Origin of the sequence: Arthrobacter sp. FX8 (assembly GCF_026723805.1) — a bacterium.
GTDB lineage: Bacteria > Actinomycetota > Actinomycetes > Actinomycetales > Micrococcaceae > Arthrobacter.
Map to the genome: position 1 here is coordinate 1,013,537 of NZ_CP113505.1, position 15,266 is coordinate 1,028,802.

14 protein-coding genes and 1 pseudogene are annotated in these 15,266 nt (G+C 66.8%); all 15 read left to right on the plus strand.

Features of this window, described 5'->3' with window-relative positions:
• The first annotated feature begins 2 nt into the window (after positions 1 to 2).
• The 15 genes and pseudogenes from OUO20_RS04650 (at position 3) to OUO20_RS04720 (ending at position 15,254) form a co-directional block, all read left to right on the plus strand.
• Positions 3 to 1,466, plus strand: coding sequence for a UDP-N-acetylmuramoyl-tripeptide--D-alanyl-D-alanine ligase (locus OUO20_RS04650; protein WP_268002920.1), 1,464 nt, complete (start codon positions 3 to 5; stop codon positions 1,464 to 1,466).
• Positions 1,463 to 2,571, plus strand: a pseudogene (gene mraY, locus OUO20_RS04655) (phospho-N-acetylmuramoyl-pentapeptide-transferase). The gene OUO20_RS04650 and the pseudogene mraY overlap by 4 nt, the downstream one beginning before the upstream one ends.
• Positions 2,558 to 4,129, plus strand: coding sequence for a UDP-N-acetylmuramoyl-L-alanine--D-glutamate ligase (gene murD, locus OUO20_RS04660; protein WP_442781130.1), 1,572 nt, complete (start codon positions 2,558 to 2,560; stop codon positions 4,127 to 4,129). The pseudogene mraY and the gene murD overlap by 14 nt, the downstream one beginning before the upstream one ends.
• 2 nt (positions 4,130 to 4,131) lie before the next feature.
• Positions 4,132 to 5,466 (plus strand): putative lipid II flippase FtsW, encoded by a 1,335-nt coding sequence (gene ftsW / locus OUO20_RS04665; RefSeq protein WP_268002921.1) that lies wholly within the window; start codon positions 4,132 to 4,134, stop codon positions 5,464 to 5,466.
• 6 nt (positions 5,467 to 5,472) lie between these two features.
• Entirely contained in the window at positions 5,473 to 6,573 is a 1,101-nt protein-coding gene (murG, locus tag OUO20_RS04670) for an undecaprenyldiphospho-muramoylpentapeptide beta-N-acetylglucosaminyltransferase (RefSeq protein ID WP_268002922.1), read from the plus strand.
• A 67-nt stretch (positions 6,574 to 6,640) separates the two neighbouring features.
• Positions 6,641 to 7,945, plus strand: coding sequence for a UDP-N-acetylmuramate--L-alanine ligase (murC, locus tag OUO20_RS04675; protein WP_268003384.1), 1,305 nt, complete (start codon positions 6,641 to 6,643; stop codon positions 7,943 to 7,945).
• Positions 7,938 to 8,885 (plus strand): cell division protein FtsQ/DivIB, encoded by a 948-nt coding sequence (locus tag OUO20_RS04680; protein ID WP_026266111.1) that lies wholly within the window; start codon positions 7,938 to 7,940, stop codon positions 8,883 to 8,885. Before murC ends, OUO20_RS04680 begins: the two co-directional genes overlap by 8 nt.
• A gap of 184 nt (positions 8,886 to 9,069) precedes the next feature.
• Complete coding sequence (gene ftsZ, locus OUO20_RS04685; protein WP_018771523.1) at positions 9,070 to 10,323, plus strand: cell division protein FtsZ; 1,254 nt, start codon at positions 9,070 to 9,072, stop codon at positions 10,321 to 10,323.
• A gap of 8 nt (positions 10,324 to 10,331) precedes the next feature.
• Positions 10,332 to 11,021, plus strand: a complete 690-nt coding sequence (gene pgeF / locus OUO20_RS04690; protein ID WP_268002923.1) for a peptidoglycan editing factor PgeF — start codon at positions 10,332 to 10,334, stop codon at positions 11,019 to 11,021.
• A complete protein-coding gene (locus OUO20_RS04695) occupies positions 11,014 to 11,766 on the plus strand; it encodes a YggS family pyridoxal phosphate-dependent enzyme (RefSeq protein ID WP_268002924.1) in 753 nt (250 codons plus the stop codon). Before pgeF ends, OUO20_RS04695 begins: the two co-directional genes overlap by 8 nt.
• Positions 11,767 to 11,856: 90 nt before the next feature.
• On the plus strand, positions 11,857 to 12,387 hold the full coding sequence (locus OUO20_RS04700; protein ID WP_018771526.1) for a cell division protein SepF: 531 nt from the start codon (positions 11,857 to 11,859) through the stop codon (positions 12,385 to 12,387).
• Between the two features lie 134 nt (positions 12,388 to 12,521).
• Positions 12,522 to 12,809, plus strand: coding sequence for a YggT family protein (locus OUO20_RS04705; RefSeq protein WP_018771527.1), 288 nt, complete (start codon positions 12,522 to 12,524; stop codon positions 12,807 to 12,809).
• Positions 12,810 to 12,985: 176 nt separating this feature from the next.
• Entirely contained in the window at positions 12,986 to 13,669 is a 684-nt protein-coding gene (locus tag OUO20_RS04710) for a DivIVA domain-containing protein (RefSeq protein ID WP_018771528.1), read from the plus strand.
• Between the two features lie 93 nt (positions 13,670 to 13,762).
• Positions 13,763 to 14,335 carry a signal peptidase II gene (gene lspA, locus OUO20_RS04715; RefSeq protein WP_056389775.1) on the plus strand — a complete coding sequence of 191 codons (573 nt, stop codon included), beginning with the start codon at positions 13,763 to 13,765 and terminating at the stop codon, positions 14,333 to 14,335.
• The gene (locus OUO20_RS04720) at positions 14,328 to 15,254 is read left to right on the plus strand and encodes an RluA family pseudouridine synthase (RefSeq protein ID WP_268002925.1); all 927 of its coding nucleotides are present in this window, start codon (positions 14,328 to 14,330) and stop codon (positions 15,252 to 15,254) included. Before lspA ends, OUO20_RS04720 begins: the two co-directional genes overlap by 8 nt.
• The last annotated feature ends 12 nt before the right edge of the window (positions 15,255 to 15,266 follow it).

Here is a 15,266-nt window from a genome sequence, read left to right on the forward strand (position 1 = left end):
AGATGATTGCATTTACTGCGGCGGAAATCGCCGAAATCACCAGCGGGCGCCTGGACGCCGATCCCGAAATTACGCCCCTCTCGGTGGTGACGGATTCACGCGAAGCCACCCCCGGTTCGCTGTACGTCGCAAAGCCGGGCGAGAACGCCGACGGCCACGACTTCATCGACGCTGCCTTTGCAGCGGGCGCCGTCCTGGCACTCGTCGAGCGCACCGTCGAGGCGCCGGAAGGCACTGCCTACCCGGCGGTCGTGGTTGAGGATGCAGTCCTGGCAATGGGCGCCCTTGCCGCCGAAGCCGTCCGGCGGATCCGCTCCGCCCGCTCAGAAGCGGGGGAGCAGCTTACCGTCGTGGGGATCACCGGTTCGGCCGGCAAGACCACCACCAAGGACCTGCTGGCCGGCATCCTGGCCGGACAGGGCAACACCGTGGCGCCGCAGGGCTCCTACAACGGTGAGGTGGGCGTTCCGCTGACCGTCTTCCGGGCGGACACGGACACCCGCTACCTTGTGATCGAGATGGGAGCCACGGGCATCGGCCACATCCGCTACCTCGCGGAGATGGTCAAGCCGGACATCGGAGTGGTCCTGGCAGTCGGAACAGCACATGCCGGCGAGTTCGGGGGCGTGGAAAACATAGCGCAGGCGAAGGGCGAGATGGTTGAGGGCCTTTCCGCCGCCGGCACCGCCATCATCAATCTCGATGATGAACGCGTCGCCGCCATGCGCAGCCGTACCCCGGCCAAGGTCCTCGGCTTCTCCGCCGACGGACACCGGGACGCCCAGGTGCAGTCCCTGAATGCCGACACCAACGCCGGCGGCAGCCCAGAATTCGACCTGCAGCTGCCCGACGGCGGTGCTCCCCGCCACGTGGCCAGCCGGCTTATCGGAGCGCACCACACTGGAAACCTGCTGGCAGCCGCGGCTGCCGCATGGGCCGCCGGAGTACCGGCAGACCACATCGCAGCTTCGCTGAGCAGCCAGGCCGCCGCCAGCCGCTGGCGCATGGAACGCACGGAGCGGCCGGACGGCGTCACCGTGATCAACGACGCCTACAACGCCAACCCCGAATCGATGCGCGCAGCCCTCCGCACGCTGGCCGACCTTGGCCGCGGCCGCCGCACCTGGGCGGTCCTCGGAGCCATGCTGGAACTGGGGGATGACTCCATCCGCGAGCACACCGCCGTGGGCACCCAAGTGGTGCGCCTCAACATTTCCAGGCTGCTGGTGGTGGGCCGGGAGGCGCGGGCGCTCTACGTCTCCGCCGTGCAGGAAGGGTCCTGGGGCGACGAATGCCTCTTTGCCGAAACCGTTGAGGAGGCCCACGACATCCTGGACACCGAACTCCAGCCGGGTGACCTGGTGCTGTTCAAGTCCTCCAACAGTGTCGGGCTTCGGCATTTGGGCGATCGGATAGCATTACCCCCAACCCCGACCCCTGCCGACGAAAGGAGCACTCTGCTGTGATTGCTCTGCTGATCGGCGCAGGCCTGGCCCTGCTCTTCGCCCTGGTGGGCACCCCCTTTTCATCCGCCTCCTGGTGCACCGCGGCTACGGCCAGTTCATCCGCGACGACGGCCCGACGTCGCACCACACCAAGCGTGGAACGCCCACCATGGGCGGAACCGTCGTCGTAGCCGCGGTACTGCTGAGCTACGGGCTAACGCACCTCATCATGCTGATGATGAACCCGGATTCGCCCGGGCCGTCCGCTTCGGCACTGATCCTGCTGTTCCTCATGGTCGGAATGGGCCTGGTGGGATTCCTGGACGACTTCATCAAGATCTCGCGGCAGCGGAGCCTGGGCCTCAACGCCAAGGCGAAGCTCATCCTCCAGGGAGCCGTCGGCATCATCTTCGCCATCCTGGCGTTGAACTTCCCCAACAGCGCGGGCCTGACGCCGGCGTCAACGAAGATTTCGCTGGTCCGCGACCTGCCATGGCTCGACCTCGCCTTCGGCGGAACCGTCCTCGGCGCCATCCTGTTCGTCATCTGGTCCAACCTGATCGTCACCGCCGCCACCAATGGCGTGAACCTCACGGACGGCCTGGATGGCCTTGCCGCGGGAGCCTCGATCATGGTGTTCGGTGCATATACCCTCATGGGCATATGGCAGAGCAACCAGGCCTGCGGCTCGCCCCGGGAAGCCGGCAGTGGCTGCTACCTGGTCCGGGATCCCCTTGATCTGGCCCTGCTGGCGGCGATCCTGAGCGCCGCCCTGGTGGGCTTCCTGTGGTGGAACACCTCGCCGGCCAAGATCTTCATGGGCGACACCGGGTCATTGGCTATTGGCGGAGCGGTGGCCGGCTTTGCCATCCTTTCCCGGACCGAGCTCCTGCTCGGCATTGTGGGCGGCCTCTTCGTGCTGATCACCCTGTCCGTCATCATCCAGGTGGGCTACTTCAAAGCCACCGGCGGAAAGCGCGTGTTCAAGATGGCGCCGCTGCAGCACCACTTCGAGCTGAAGGGGTGGGCCGAAGTCACCGTCGTGGTCCGGTTCTGGATCCTGGGCGGCCTCTTCGTCGCTGTCGGGCTTGGCATCTTCTACGCTGAATGGGTTGTTCTGCTGTGACCGTTTCCCCCGCCTGGCAAATCTTGTCTCCTGGGACTCCGACTGGGCCGGCCTCCGCGTGGTCGTGACCGGCATCGGAGTATCCGGCTTCGCCGCCGCAGACACGCTGATCGAACTCGGTGCACGCGTGGTGGTGGTGGATGCTGCCACCAGCGACACGGCCCGGGCCCATGCCGACACCCTGAAGATCGTGGGCGCCGCCGACGTGCTGCTGGGACCGGACGCCGTCACCCACATACCCCGCATCGACGGCGAACTACCCGAACTGATCGTGACGTCACCCGGATGGCGCCCGGACCAGGCCCTGCTGGCTGCCGCGGCCCGGGCACACATTCCCGTCTGGGGCGACGTCGAACTAGCCTGGCGGGTGCGCACCCGGGAAGGCCGGAAGACGGCCGACTGGCTTGCCATCACGGGCACCAACGGCAAGACCACCACGGTTGGACTCACCGAATCGATGCTGCGTGCCGCCGGGCTCAAGGCGATCGCGGTGGGAAACGTCGGCACCCCTATCCTCGATGCCCTGCGGGACCCCGTGGAATACGACGTCTTCGCCGTCGAACTCTCCAGTTTCCAGCTCCACTGGGCGGAATCCGTGTCGCCGGTAGCCAGCGTCTGCCTCAATGTGGCCGAAGACCACGTGGACTGGCACGGTTCCTACGACTCTTATCTCGCCGACAAGGCCAAGGTCTACGAGCGAACCCAAAAGGCCTGCATCTATAACGCGGAGCAGGTGGAAACCGAACGCATGGTGGAAAACGCGGATGTGGTGGAGGGTTGCCGCGCTGTGGGCTTCACGACGGTCACTCCCGCGGTCAGCATGCTCGGAGTGGTGGAAGGACTACTGGTGGACCGGGCGTTCATTGAGGAACGCAGGAACAGCGCTGCCGAGCTGGCCTCAATGACCGACCTTGGTCCGCTGGCTCCGCGCCACATGGTTGCCAATGCCCTGGCCGCCGCCGGCCTCGTGCGCGCGTACGGTGTGGACGCCAAGGCTGTCCGCCAAGGCATCCTGGACTATGTCCCGGGCGACCACCGGATCCAGCCTGTAGCCCGCCTGAACGGCGTCCTTTGGGTCAACGACTCCAAAGCCACCAACCCGCATGCGGCGTCCGCATCCCTGTCGGCCTTCAGCAACGTGGTCTGGATCGCCGGCGGCCTCTCCAAGGGCGTGAGCTACGACGACCTGGTGAGGGACCACGCAGCCCGGCTCAAGGCCGTGGTACTGATCGGAACGGACTCCTCCCAGCTCCGGGAGGCCCTCCGGCGACACGCGCCCGATGTCCCGGTGATCGAGCCGGGGGCAGGCGAGACTGAAGGAGTGCAGACTGCTTCGGCGCCCGGTGGCACTTCCGCCGGTTCCACCGGCAACGGAGAACAGGTGATGTCCCGGGCCGTTGCGTCAGCGGCACGGCTCGCCGAATCCGGCGACACCGTGCTGATGGCGCCGGCAGCTGCTTCCATGGATCAGTTCTCTTCCTACGCTCACCGTGGTGGTACTTTCATCGACGCTGTCCGCGAGCTGGTGGAAGGGAAGGCCCAGACCGGCGAGGAGTAACGATGGTCAGCACGCCCACCCGGCCGAAGGGTGGCAAGCCGCGGGGTGGCAAGCCACGCCCCGGCTCCACGGCCACCCGGCAGCCTGCTGCGGCGGGCGCGAAGCTGCGGACCATCTACCGCCGGTTCTGGTCGGCGCTGGAGGGAACAGGCACGTCCCGGAACGGCTCCACGTACTACCTCATCCTCGGCGCCACGCTTGCGTTGACGGCTATCGGGATCATGATGGTCCTCTCCGCCTCCAGCGTTGAGTCCATCGCTGCCGGCAAGTCCCCCTACGGGGACGCCCTGAAACAGGGGATCTTCGCAGCGATCGGCATCTTCACCATGTTCGTGCTCTCGCGGATCAACGTCGTCTGGCTGAAGCGCCTCGCATGGCCCGCCGTGGGTGTTGCCGTGCTGCTCCTGGGCCTGGTGCAGGTGGTGGGAGACGAGGTCAACGGCAACCGGAACTGGATCGACCTGGGCGGGATCACCTTCCAGCCTTCCGAAGCGGCCAAACTCGCCCTTGCCCTGTGGCTGGCAACGGTGCTGGCCCGGAAGGGCAAACTGCTCAGCCGGTGGCAGCACGTGCTGGTCCCCGCCGTGCCCATGGCAGCCATCGTCATCGTGCTGATCCTGGTGGGCAACGACCTCGGCACCGCCATGATCATCATGATGATCATGGCGGCCGCACTGTTCTTCGCAGGTGTTCCGCTTTACCTCTTCGGCATCGCCGGCATCATCGCTGCTGCCGGCACCGCTGTCATGGCCATCACCAGCTCCAACCGCATGTGCCGCATCACCTCGTGGTGGACCGGCCAGTCCTGCGCCGACGGCATCGACGCCAACTACCAGGCCACTAACGGCATGTACGGCCTTGCCTCCGGCGGCTGGCTGGGTGTGGGCCTGGGGCAGAGCCGGCAAAAGTACAGCTGGATCCCCGAAGCCCACAACGACTTCATCTTCGCCATCATTGGCGAGGAACTCGGCCTGGTGGGGACCGTCGTCGTCCTGGTCCTTTTTGCCATCCTGGGTGCCGCCATCTACCGCGTGGTGGTGGCACAGGAGGACATGTTCCACCGGGTCCTGGCCGGCACCATCATGGTCTGGCTGCTGGGCCAGGCAACCGTGAACATGTCCGTGGTCACGGGTTTGATGCCCGTCATCGGCGTGCCGCTGCCGTTCATTTCCTACGGTGGCTCGGCGCTGCTGATGTCACTGTGCGCCGTGGGCGTTGTCCTCTCGCTGGCGCGGGAGCAGATGGCTCCGGCCATGCGGCCCAAACGGATGCTGAAGTTCAAGGCCCGGCCAGGGCGGAAACAGAACCAACCAAAGAATTCCAGAAAGCGTGCCTGACCCCAAATGACTGCGACACACCCTTCCATTGTCCTGGCCGGTGGCGGAACGGCGGGCCATATCAGCCCGCTGCTCGCCATCGCCGCCGCCCTCCGGAGCGAAGCCCCGGATGCCGCCATCCTGGCGGTTGGTACGCCCTCAGGCATGGAAACCCGGCTGGTTCCGGCCGCCGGCGTGCAGCTGGCCACGATCGACCGCGTGCCGCTTCCGCGCAAGCCCTCCGCAGACCTGCTCCGCCTGCCGGCCAGGCTGGCCGGCGCAGTCCGCCAGGCCGGCGCCATCCTGGACCGGGCGCAGGCCGATGTCCTGGTGGGCGTAGGCGGTTACGTGTGCACGCCGATGTACCTGGCGGCGCGGAAGCGCCGGATCCCCATGGTGATCCATGAAGCCAACGCCCGTCCGGGACTGGCCAACCGTGTGGGGGCCTTCCTGAAGGGCCGGGTTGCCGTGGCCTTCGAGGGCACCCCGCTGCCCAATGCCGTGCACGTGGGCATGCCCATGCGGAAGGAGATTTCCGGCCTGGACCGGAAGAGCGCCCGCACCGCCGCACGCGAGGCGCTGGGGCTCGATCCCCAGCAGCCAACCCTGATCGTCACCGGCGGTTCCTCCGGCGCCCAGAGCATCAACCGGACAATCGCCGCCGCCGTTGGCCACCTTGCGGACGCCGGTATCCAGACCCTCCACATCACCGGCCGCGGCAAGACAGTCCTGGACCAAACGGGCCAACCCCTGGCTGCGGATGGCTACCGGCAGGTGGAGTACATCGACGGCATGGAGCTTGCCTATGCCGCGGCCGACCTTCTCCTGGCCCGGTCGGGAGCGGCAACGGTGAGCGAAGTGGCCGCAGTCGGCGTCCCGGCGGTCCTGGTGCCGCTGCCCATAGGAAACGGGGAACAGGCGCTGAACGCGGCCGGCCTGGTCGCCGCAGGCGGAGCAGTGCTGGTGGCCGACCGTGACTTCACTCCGGAATGGGTTGCCCGGGAGCTGATCCCGCTGGTCACCGATAAAGCACGGCTGGCCGAAATGGAAGCCAAGTCCTACCAGCTCGGAATCCGAAATGCCGACCAGCGCGTGGCTGGTCTTGTCCTGGAAGCGGTATCTGCATGAGCCCCCACAACACCCCCGGCTGGAATCCCTGGGAAAGGTGCACTTCATCGGCATCGGGGGAGTCGGCATGTCCGCCGTGGCCCGCATCATGGTGGCGCGCGGAGTCCCGGTCAGCGGATCCGATGCGAAGGACCTGCCCGTCATGGCCGACCTCGCCGCGGCCGGGGCGCGCATCGCCGTCGGCTACTCCGCCGGAAACCTGGCCGACGCGCAGACCGTGATTGCGGGCTCGGCCATCCGCGGGGACAACCCCGAGCTCGCCGCGGCGCGGAAGGCGGGACTGCCGGTGCTGCACCGGTCCCAGGCCCTGGCAGCCACCATGGGCGACGACACCGTGGTAACGGTCGCTGGAACACACGGCAAGTCCACCACCACCTCGATGGTGACGGTGCTGCTCCGCGCGGCGGGCCTGGATCCGTCCTTTGCCGTCGGCGCCAACATCCCTGCACTCGGCGTGAACGCTGCGCATGGTACGTCCGGGATCTTCGTTGCCGAGGCTGATGAATCCGACGGCTCCTTCCTGAACTACCGGCCCCGCATCGCCGTCGTCACCAACGTGGAACCTGACCACCTTGATTACTACGGCACCGCTGAAGCCGTCTACGAGTCGTTCGACCGCTTCACGGCCCTGTTGCCCGCTGACGGCCTCCTGGTGGCCTGCGCCGACGACGCCGGAGCCCTGGCCCTGGCGGAGCGGACCCGGGCGCGGGGCAACACACGGGTGGTCCTGTACGGCACCGGTGATGCGGCGGACGTCAGGCTGGACGACGGCGGCCCGGGGCAGGTTGCCATATCCGCCGGCGGTGCGCGGTTCCCTTTGTCATTGCAGGTGCCCGGACGGCACAACGCGCTGAACGCCGCAGCCGCCTTTGCGGTGGCCCTAGAACTCGGGGTGGACGCGGCAGCCGCGGCCGCCGGCCTGGCCCGCTTCTCCGGCGCATCCCGCCGCTTTGAGCTCAAAGGTGGGGCACGGGGCGTGCGGGTATTCGACGACTACGCGCACCACCCCACGGAGGTCCGCGCCGCCCTCACCGCAGCCCGCTCGGTGGCAGGCGGCCACAAGGTCCATGTCCTCTTCCAGCCGCACCTGTTTTCCCGGACCCGTGAATTCGCGGCAGAGTTCGCCGATGCCCTGAACCTGGCCGATACCGCCCTGGTCCTGGACATCTACCCGGCGAGGGAAGACCCGATCCCGGGCGTCACGAGCCAGCTCATCGCGGACCACCTCACGGAGGGCGGTCGACTGGTCACGGCCGACGACGCCGTAGGCACCCTGGCACGGGCCGCTGCGGACGGGGACGTTGTCCTTACCGTGGGCGCCGGCGACGTCACAGCCTACGGCCCGAAAATTGTGGAGGCACTGAGTGCCTAGCTCCCGACGCCCCACCTACGCCCCGGCCGCCCGGAACAGGCGGCCCGATCCCGGCTCCGGGAAAACTGCCGCGAACAACGCAGGTGACAATGCCCCCAATGGGGCCGCATCTTCCCCGACCCCCGCAGCCGGTGGCAGCGGCGACGTGATTACCGCGTCCCGCAGCGTCCCGGACCAGGCGCCCTCCAATCCGGCCAAGGAACAGCAGGCCTCCGGCGCGACAGTCCTTGCGTTCCCTGAGCCCAAAGGCCGGCGCCGCCGGAAGAAGATCCTCCTCGCCGTGGGAACGGTGCTGGTTCTGGTGGCCGGGCTGCTGGCCGGAGCCGTCTACTCGCCGGTCCTTGCCCTGCAGAACGTCTCGGTGACAGGCACGCGGCTTCTCACCCCGGCCCAGGTGCAGGCTGCGCTGGAGCCCCTGCGCGGCAAGCCGCTGCCGCAGATCAGTGACGACGACGTCCGCAGGCTCCTGGACAACCTGATCCAGGTCAAGTCCGTGTCCGTCGAGGCACGGCCGCCGTCCACCCTCGCCGTCGCAGTGCACGAGCGGGTGCCCGTGGCGCTGGTCAAGCAGGGGGAGCAGTACCAGCTGGTGGACGTCGACGGCGTCCAGCTGGCAACCACGGACGATCCGGCGTCGGCGTCGCTGCCGGTGATCGACGGCGGCGCCGGCGCGATCGGCCAGGACCTGTTCCGCGCCACCGCCGCCGTCCTGGGGGCCCTGCCGGCCGACGTACTGGCGAAGCTCTCGAACGCGTCCGCGCAGTCCGTGGACGCCGTTGAACTCAAGCTGGTGGACGGCCAGACCATCGTGTGGGGCAACGCCTCCGAGAAGGAACTCAAGGCCAAGGTCCTGGCCGCCCTCCTCAAGGCTCCGGCCGATCCCAAGAATCCGGTCAGGGTCTACGATGTCAGTGTGCCCCGGCACCCCGTGACGCGCTGAGCGCTTTCTTTCCCGGTATTAATCCGACACGCGGACCCGGTTATTGAATGTGGGAACCAGAGGAAATACCGTCACAGACAAGAGTTACTTGACATAACTATAACCTTCAACTCGAAGGTTAAGGTTGCAGGCTTCAAGCTCTCCATCAGTTTTCGCAATAAGACACGAACAAGGGACACGTAACGTGGCAGCTCCGCAGAATTACTTGGCCGTCATCAAAGTCGTCGGCATCGGCGGCGGTGGCGTGAACGCAGTCAACCGCATGATCGAGGTCGGCCTCAGGGGTGTTGAATTCATCGCCATCAACACCGACGCCCAGGCCCTGCTCATGAGCGACGCCGACGTGAAGCTCGACGTCGGACGGGAACTGACCCGGGGCCTGGGCGCCGGCGCCAATCCCGAGGTGGGCAAGCAGGCCGCCGAGGACCACGCGGACGAGATCGAGGAAGTCCTGCGCGGCGCCGACATGGTCTTCGTCACCGCCGGTGAAGGCGGCGGCACCGGTACCGGCGGCGCGCCCGTCGTCGCCCGCATTGCCCGCTCGCTCGGCGCCCTGACCATCGGCGTGGTCACCCGCCCGTTCACCTTCGAGGGCCGCCGCCGTGCAGGTTCCGCCGAGGCCGGCATCGACGCCCTGCGCGACGAGGTGGATACCCTGATCGTGATCCCCAACGACCGTTTGCTGTCCATCAGCGACCGCAACGTGTCCGTGCTCGACGCCTTCCGCTCCGCGGACCAGGTCCTGCTGTCCGGTGTCCAGGGCATCACCGACCTCATCACCACGCCCGGCCTGATCAACCTGGACTTCGCCGACGTCAAGTCCGTCATGCAGGGTGCCGGCTCGGCCCTCATGGGCATCGGTTCCGCCCGTGGCGAAGACCGCGCCGTCAAGGCGGCCGAACTGGCCATCGCCTCGCCGCTGCTGGAAGCGTCCATCGACGGCGCCCACGGCGTCCTGCTGTCCATCCAGGGCGGCTCGGACCTTGGCCTGTTCGAAATCAACGAGGCCGCGCGGCTGGTCCAGGAAGTGGCCCACCCCGAGGCCAACATCATCTTCGGCGCCGTCATCGACGATGCCCTGGGCGATGAAGCACGCGTCACGGTCATCGCTGCCGGATTCGACGACGTCAAGGCCACCTCGCCCTCCATGGACCAGTCCCAGCCGCAGACCGCCCCGCAGCGGCCCGCTGCCCCTGCCGCGGCGCCCGCCTCTGCCCACCCCCAAAACGGAAACCACCAGGGCAACGGAAACCACCAGCAGAACGTCCAGCCGATCCATGCCGGTGTTGGTGCCGCGGGACTCAGCAACTGGGGGCAGCAGCGCCCCGCTGCCGTCCCCGCTGACTCGGGCTTCGACGTCGACCTGCCCTCCGTCGTGGAGCCGGACCTGACCGGCACCCACCCGGATGACCTGGATGTCCCCGACTTCCTGAAGTAGGCACCGGTTTGTTCCACCGGCGCGCCGACATCCTCCCCGGGGTGTCGGCCGCATTCACCGACGTGCATGCGGGAAACCTTGCCCTGCATGTAGGAGACGATCCCGCTGCCGTCCTGGAGCGCAGGGCACGCCTGGAGCGGTCCATCGGAGTCGCGCCCCGGGCGCTCCGCTTCATGAACCAGGTCCACGGGACCAGCGTGGCGCTGATGGAAGCGGAGTCTCCCGGCCCTGAAGCCGACGCCATGGTGTCCCGCGGACTTCCGCTGGCCGTCATGGTTGCGGACTGCATTCCGGTGCTGCTCGCCGGGGAGTCCGCGGCCGGGCCCGTGATTGCCGCGGTGCACGCCGGCCGCCCGGGCATCGCAAACGGTGTCCTTCCTGCCGCCGTGGACAGCATGCAGTCCCTTGGTGCGTCACGGATCCGGGCCTGGCTGGGACCCTCAATCTGCGGGTCCTGCTACGAGGTTCCTGCAGCACTGCGGGATGAGGTGGCTGCCGTGGTCCCCGCCGCCCGGAGCACCACGTCCTGGGGGACACCTGCCCTGGACCTTCCTGCCGGTGCGCGCAGCCAGCTCGAGGGTGCGGGCGTGGGCGTGGAATACGCAGGGGGCTGCACCCTTGAGACGGAAACGCTCTATTCGTACCGCCGCGACCGCAATACCGGCCGTTTTGCCGGGTTGGTCTGGTGCCATGACTGAGGTTGCAGGTACCGGGCACGGCAGTGCGGATGACTCGCGCAGTGCCGAACTTGCGGAACGGCTTGCCGCCGTACGGAAGCGCATCGCAGCCGCGGCTGCGGGCGCCGGCCGCGGGGACAGGCTGCCCTCCCTGATCGTGGTCACGAAGTTCCACCCCGCGGACGATATCCGGCGCCTGGCCGCCCTTGGAGTTACGGATGTGGGCGAGAACCGGGACCAGGAGGCTGCCGCCAAAGCCCTCGAGCTGGCAGACCTGGACCTGACGTGGCATTTCGTTGGCCAACTGCAGACCAAGAAGGCCAAGTCCGTGGCCCGCTATGCCTCCGCCGTCCATTCCGTAGACCGGCCCCAGCTCGTGGAGGCGCTGGCCAAGGCGGTTCGCCACGAAATGGACGCCACCGGGCGGGCACCCCTGGACTGCTTCATCCAGGTCAGCCTTGAGTACGACGGCGGCACGCACCGCGGCGGTGCGGACCCCACCGACGTGCCACTCCTGGCAGAACGGATCGCCGGGTCGGAAGGCCTGAACCTGGCCGGCGTGATGGCAGTTGCCCCGCTGGGCGCGCCACCTGAGCCGGCGTTCGAACAGCTCGCGGGAATTTCCGCCCGGCTGGCTGCGGACTACCCCTCCGCCACTGCCATATCGGCAGGCATGAGCCAGGACCTGGAGGCGGCCATTAAGTTCGGGGCGACACACCTGCGAATCGGTTCGGATGTTCTCGGTTCCCGTCCCGCCGTGGGGTAGCGTCGGAGCTATTGGAAGTGATGGGCGGGGGACTCCAGTGCTGTCAAATCATTGGGCGGCCCGCTTACGGGACACGATTAGGAGTCGACCATGGCCGGCGCTCTGCGCAAGACAATGATCTATCTTGGGCTCGCCGACGGCGATGAGCATTACGAGCCCGAGCAAACGACCACACGTAAGGATGAGGACGAACCGATGGAAGTTGACCGCGAGGAACGCCGCGCTCCGGCGCCGGTCCGCGAAGTCAGCCGCGAGGCGTCCTACGCCCCTGAAGAGGAATACCGCGCCCCTGTGACCCCCATTAAGCGTGCGGCTTCCAGCCGCGAAGAGAACACTGGACTTCGCCAGATCACTACCATCCACCCGCGCTCCTACAACGATGCCAAGCTCATCGGTGAGAGTTTCCGGGACGGGATTCCGGTGATCATGAACGTCACGGACATGGGTGAGGCCGATGCCAAGCGCCTGGTGGACTTCTCGGCCGGACTTGTCTTTGGCCTGAGGGGAAGCATTGAGCGGGTGACCAACAAGGTGTTCCTGCTCTCACCGTCCTACGTTGAAGTGATCGGTGACGACAAGAAGGCCAGCGATACGCAGGCCAGTTTTTTCAACCAAAGCTGAGCGCAGAGGCTGCACACGGATGCCAGGCAGGGACACCTGTCTGGCATCTGTGCTGAAATAGACAAGACACCGGCAGTACGATCCCGGCCGCCACGATGGATGGGCCGCACGAACATGGAGATATGAAATAAGTCATGGGAATTGTTTTCGGACTTCTCTATCTCGCCCTGCTGCTGTTCTTTGTCGCCCTCATCATCCGCCTGGTGTTCGACTGGGTGCAGATGTTTGCGAGGGACTGGCGGCCCCGGGGCGCGGCTCTGGTGGTGGCGCACGCCGTGTATTCCATTACCGACCCGCCGCTGAAGGGCCTGCGGCGCATGATTCCGCCGCTCCGGCTCGGCGGCGTCTCCCTGGACCTGGGCTTCCTGATCCTGTTCATCGGCGTCAGCATTGCGATGAGCGTCACCAGGGGACTGGCCTGATTTACCCACCAGGGCCGGGCAATGCAAGGTGTTCCCCCCGGGAACAGCTAGTGTAAAGCGAAGAAACCTCGCGTTTGACACCGCAGTGTTGAATTAGAGTAAGCAGACCAAATTTAGGTACCGTAGTTTTGACGGCCGGAAGGCCTACTGACTAACCAGACCAGTGAGGTGACCAGATGGCTTTGACGCCAGAAGACGTTGTCAACAAGCGCTTTCAGCCCACCAAGTTCCGCGAGGGCTATGACCAGGACGAGGTTGACGACTTCCTGGACGAAATCGTCGTTGAACTCCGCCGCCTGAACCAGGAAAACGACGAGCTCCGCAAGAAGCTCGCCGAAGCAGGTTCGAGTGTTCCGGCCAGCTCAGCTGCCGCCCCCGTGGTGGAGAAGGTCCCCGCGCCGGTCAAGGCCGACAAGGACGAGGCCCGTGAAAAGGCTGAGGCCGAGGCGAAGGCTGCCGAAGCCAAGAAGAAGGACATCCAGCCGGCTGCCCCGGCTGCTGCCGCACCGGCCGCCTCTGCAGGCGTGGCCACTCCTTCCGCTGAATCCGCTGCCGGCCTGCTGGCCATGGCGCAGCAGATGCATGACCGCCACGTCGCGGACGGCCAGGCCCAGAAGGACAAGATCATCGCCGAAGCGCAGATCGAAGCCAGCAGCCTCGTCAACGACGCCCAGGAGAAGTCCCGCAAGATCCTCGGCGCGCTGGAGCAGCAGCGCTCCGTCCTGGAACGCAAGGTGGAGCAGCTCCGCGGCTTCGAACGCGACTACCGTTCACGCCTGAAGGCCTACATCGAGGGCCAGCTCCGCGACCTGGATGCCCGCGGCTCAGTAGCGACCCCGGAAGTCAGCGAAGCCAACTAAGTCTGGCAGCACGTATTCTGAAAGCCGGTGGCTGAGGATTCCTCGGCCACCGGCTTTTGGCATTGAGACCCAGCACCACGAATTGAAAGCACCATGACTGACGAACTCGCTGCGGATGCGGCACGCCCTGTCCCACCCTCACCACGCCCGCGCCGGGCAGTGCTGCTGTCCCTGTTCGCCGGGTTCGCGGTTTTCGCCTACGTCCTGGACCAGCTGACCAAACTCTGGGTCACTTCCACCATGGTGGAAGGGGAGCGGATTCCCGTCCTGCCGCCCCTCCTGCACTGGTACTTCATCCGGAATTCGGGTGCCGCGTTTTCCATTGGTGAGAATGTCACGTGGGTGTTTTCCATCATCATGGCCGCCGTGGCCGTCGCCATCCTTTTCCAGGTGCGCAGGCTGGGTTCTGCCTGGTGGTCCCTTGCCTTGGGTTTGCTGCTCGGCGGGGCCCTGGGCAACCTCACCGACCGGCTCTTCCGCGAACCGTCCTTCGGCATGGGCCACGTGGTGGACTTCATCCAGCTGCCCAATTTCGCCATCTTCAACATCGCCGACTCGGCCGTCGTCTCCGCCGTCGCCATCATCTGCCTCCTGACCATCCGCGGAATCGCGCTGGACGGAACCCGGCTGGGGAACGCGCACAAGGAAAAGACCGCCCATGACTGAGCGCGTTGTGGTGGCTGACGAATACGGCGGGACGCGGGCTGACGCCGGGCTGGCCGGCCTTTTGGGGGTATCCCGTTCCGTGGCCGCGTCCCTGCTGGCGGAGGGCCACGTCCTGAACCGGGGCAAGGCACTGGGAAAGTCGGCAAAACTCGTGGCCGGGGACGTCCTGGACATCACCGTCCCGGAGCGGCGTGACCCGCTGGAAGTCGTGGAGGAGATTGTGGAAGGCCTGAACATCCTGCTCGACGACGACGATTTCGTCGTCGTCGACAAACCCGTGGGCGTGGCCGCCCATCCCTCGCCCGGCTGGGTGGGGCCCACAGTGGTAGGCGGCCTGGCCGCCGCCGGGTACCGCATCTCCACGTCGGGTGCCCCGGAGCGGGCAGGAATCGTCCACCGCCTCGACGTCGGGACCTCCGGCGTGATGGTCGTGGCCAAGTCCGAGCGGGCCTACACAGCCCTGAAACGCGCCTTCAAGGAGCGCACGGTGGACAAGGTCTACCACGCGGTGGTGCAGGGCCTTCCCGATCCCCTGACCGGGACCATCGACGCCCCCATCGGACGCCACCCCGGGCATGACTGGCGTTTTGCCGTCATCGAGGATGGCCGCCCCTCGGTGACCCATTACGAGGTCCTGGAGGCATTCGGCAAGGCCAGCCTGGTGGAGGTCCACCTTGAAACCGGGCGGACCCACCAGATCCGGGTCCACTTCTCCGCACTCCGCCACCCCTGCGCCGGCGACCTCACGTACGGCGCCGACCCCCGCCTTGCCGCCACCCTTGGGCTTACCCGCCAGTGGCTGCACGCCCGCGCACTGTCATTCGACCACCCCGTGACGGGGGAGCGCGTCACGGTCACCAGCGACTACCCCCAGGACCTGGCTTACGCACTGGAAGTACTCGAATCGGGACAGGCCTGACACGGGCCTCCT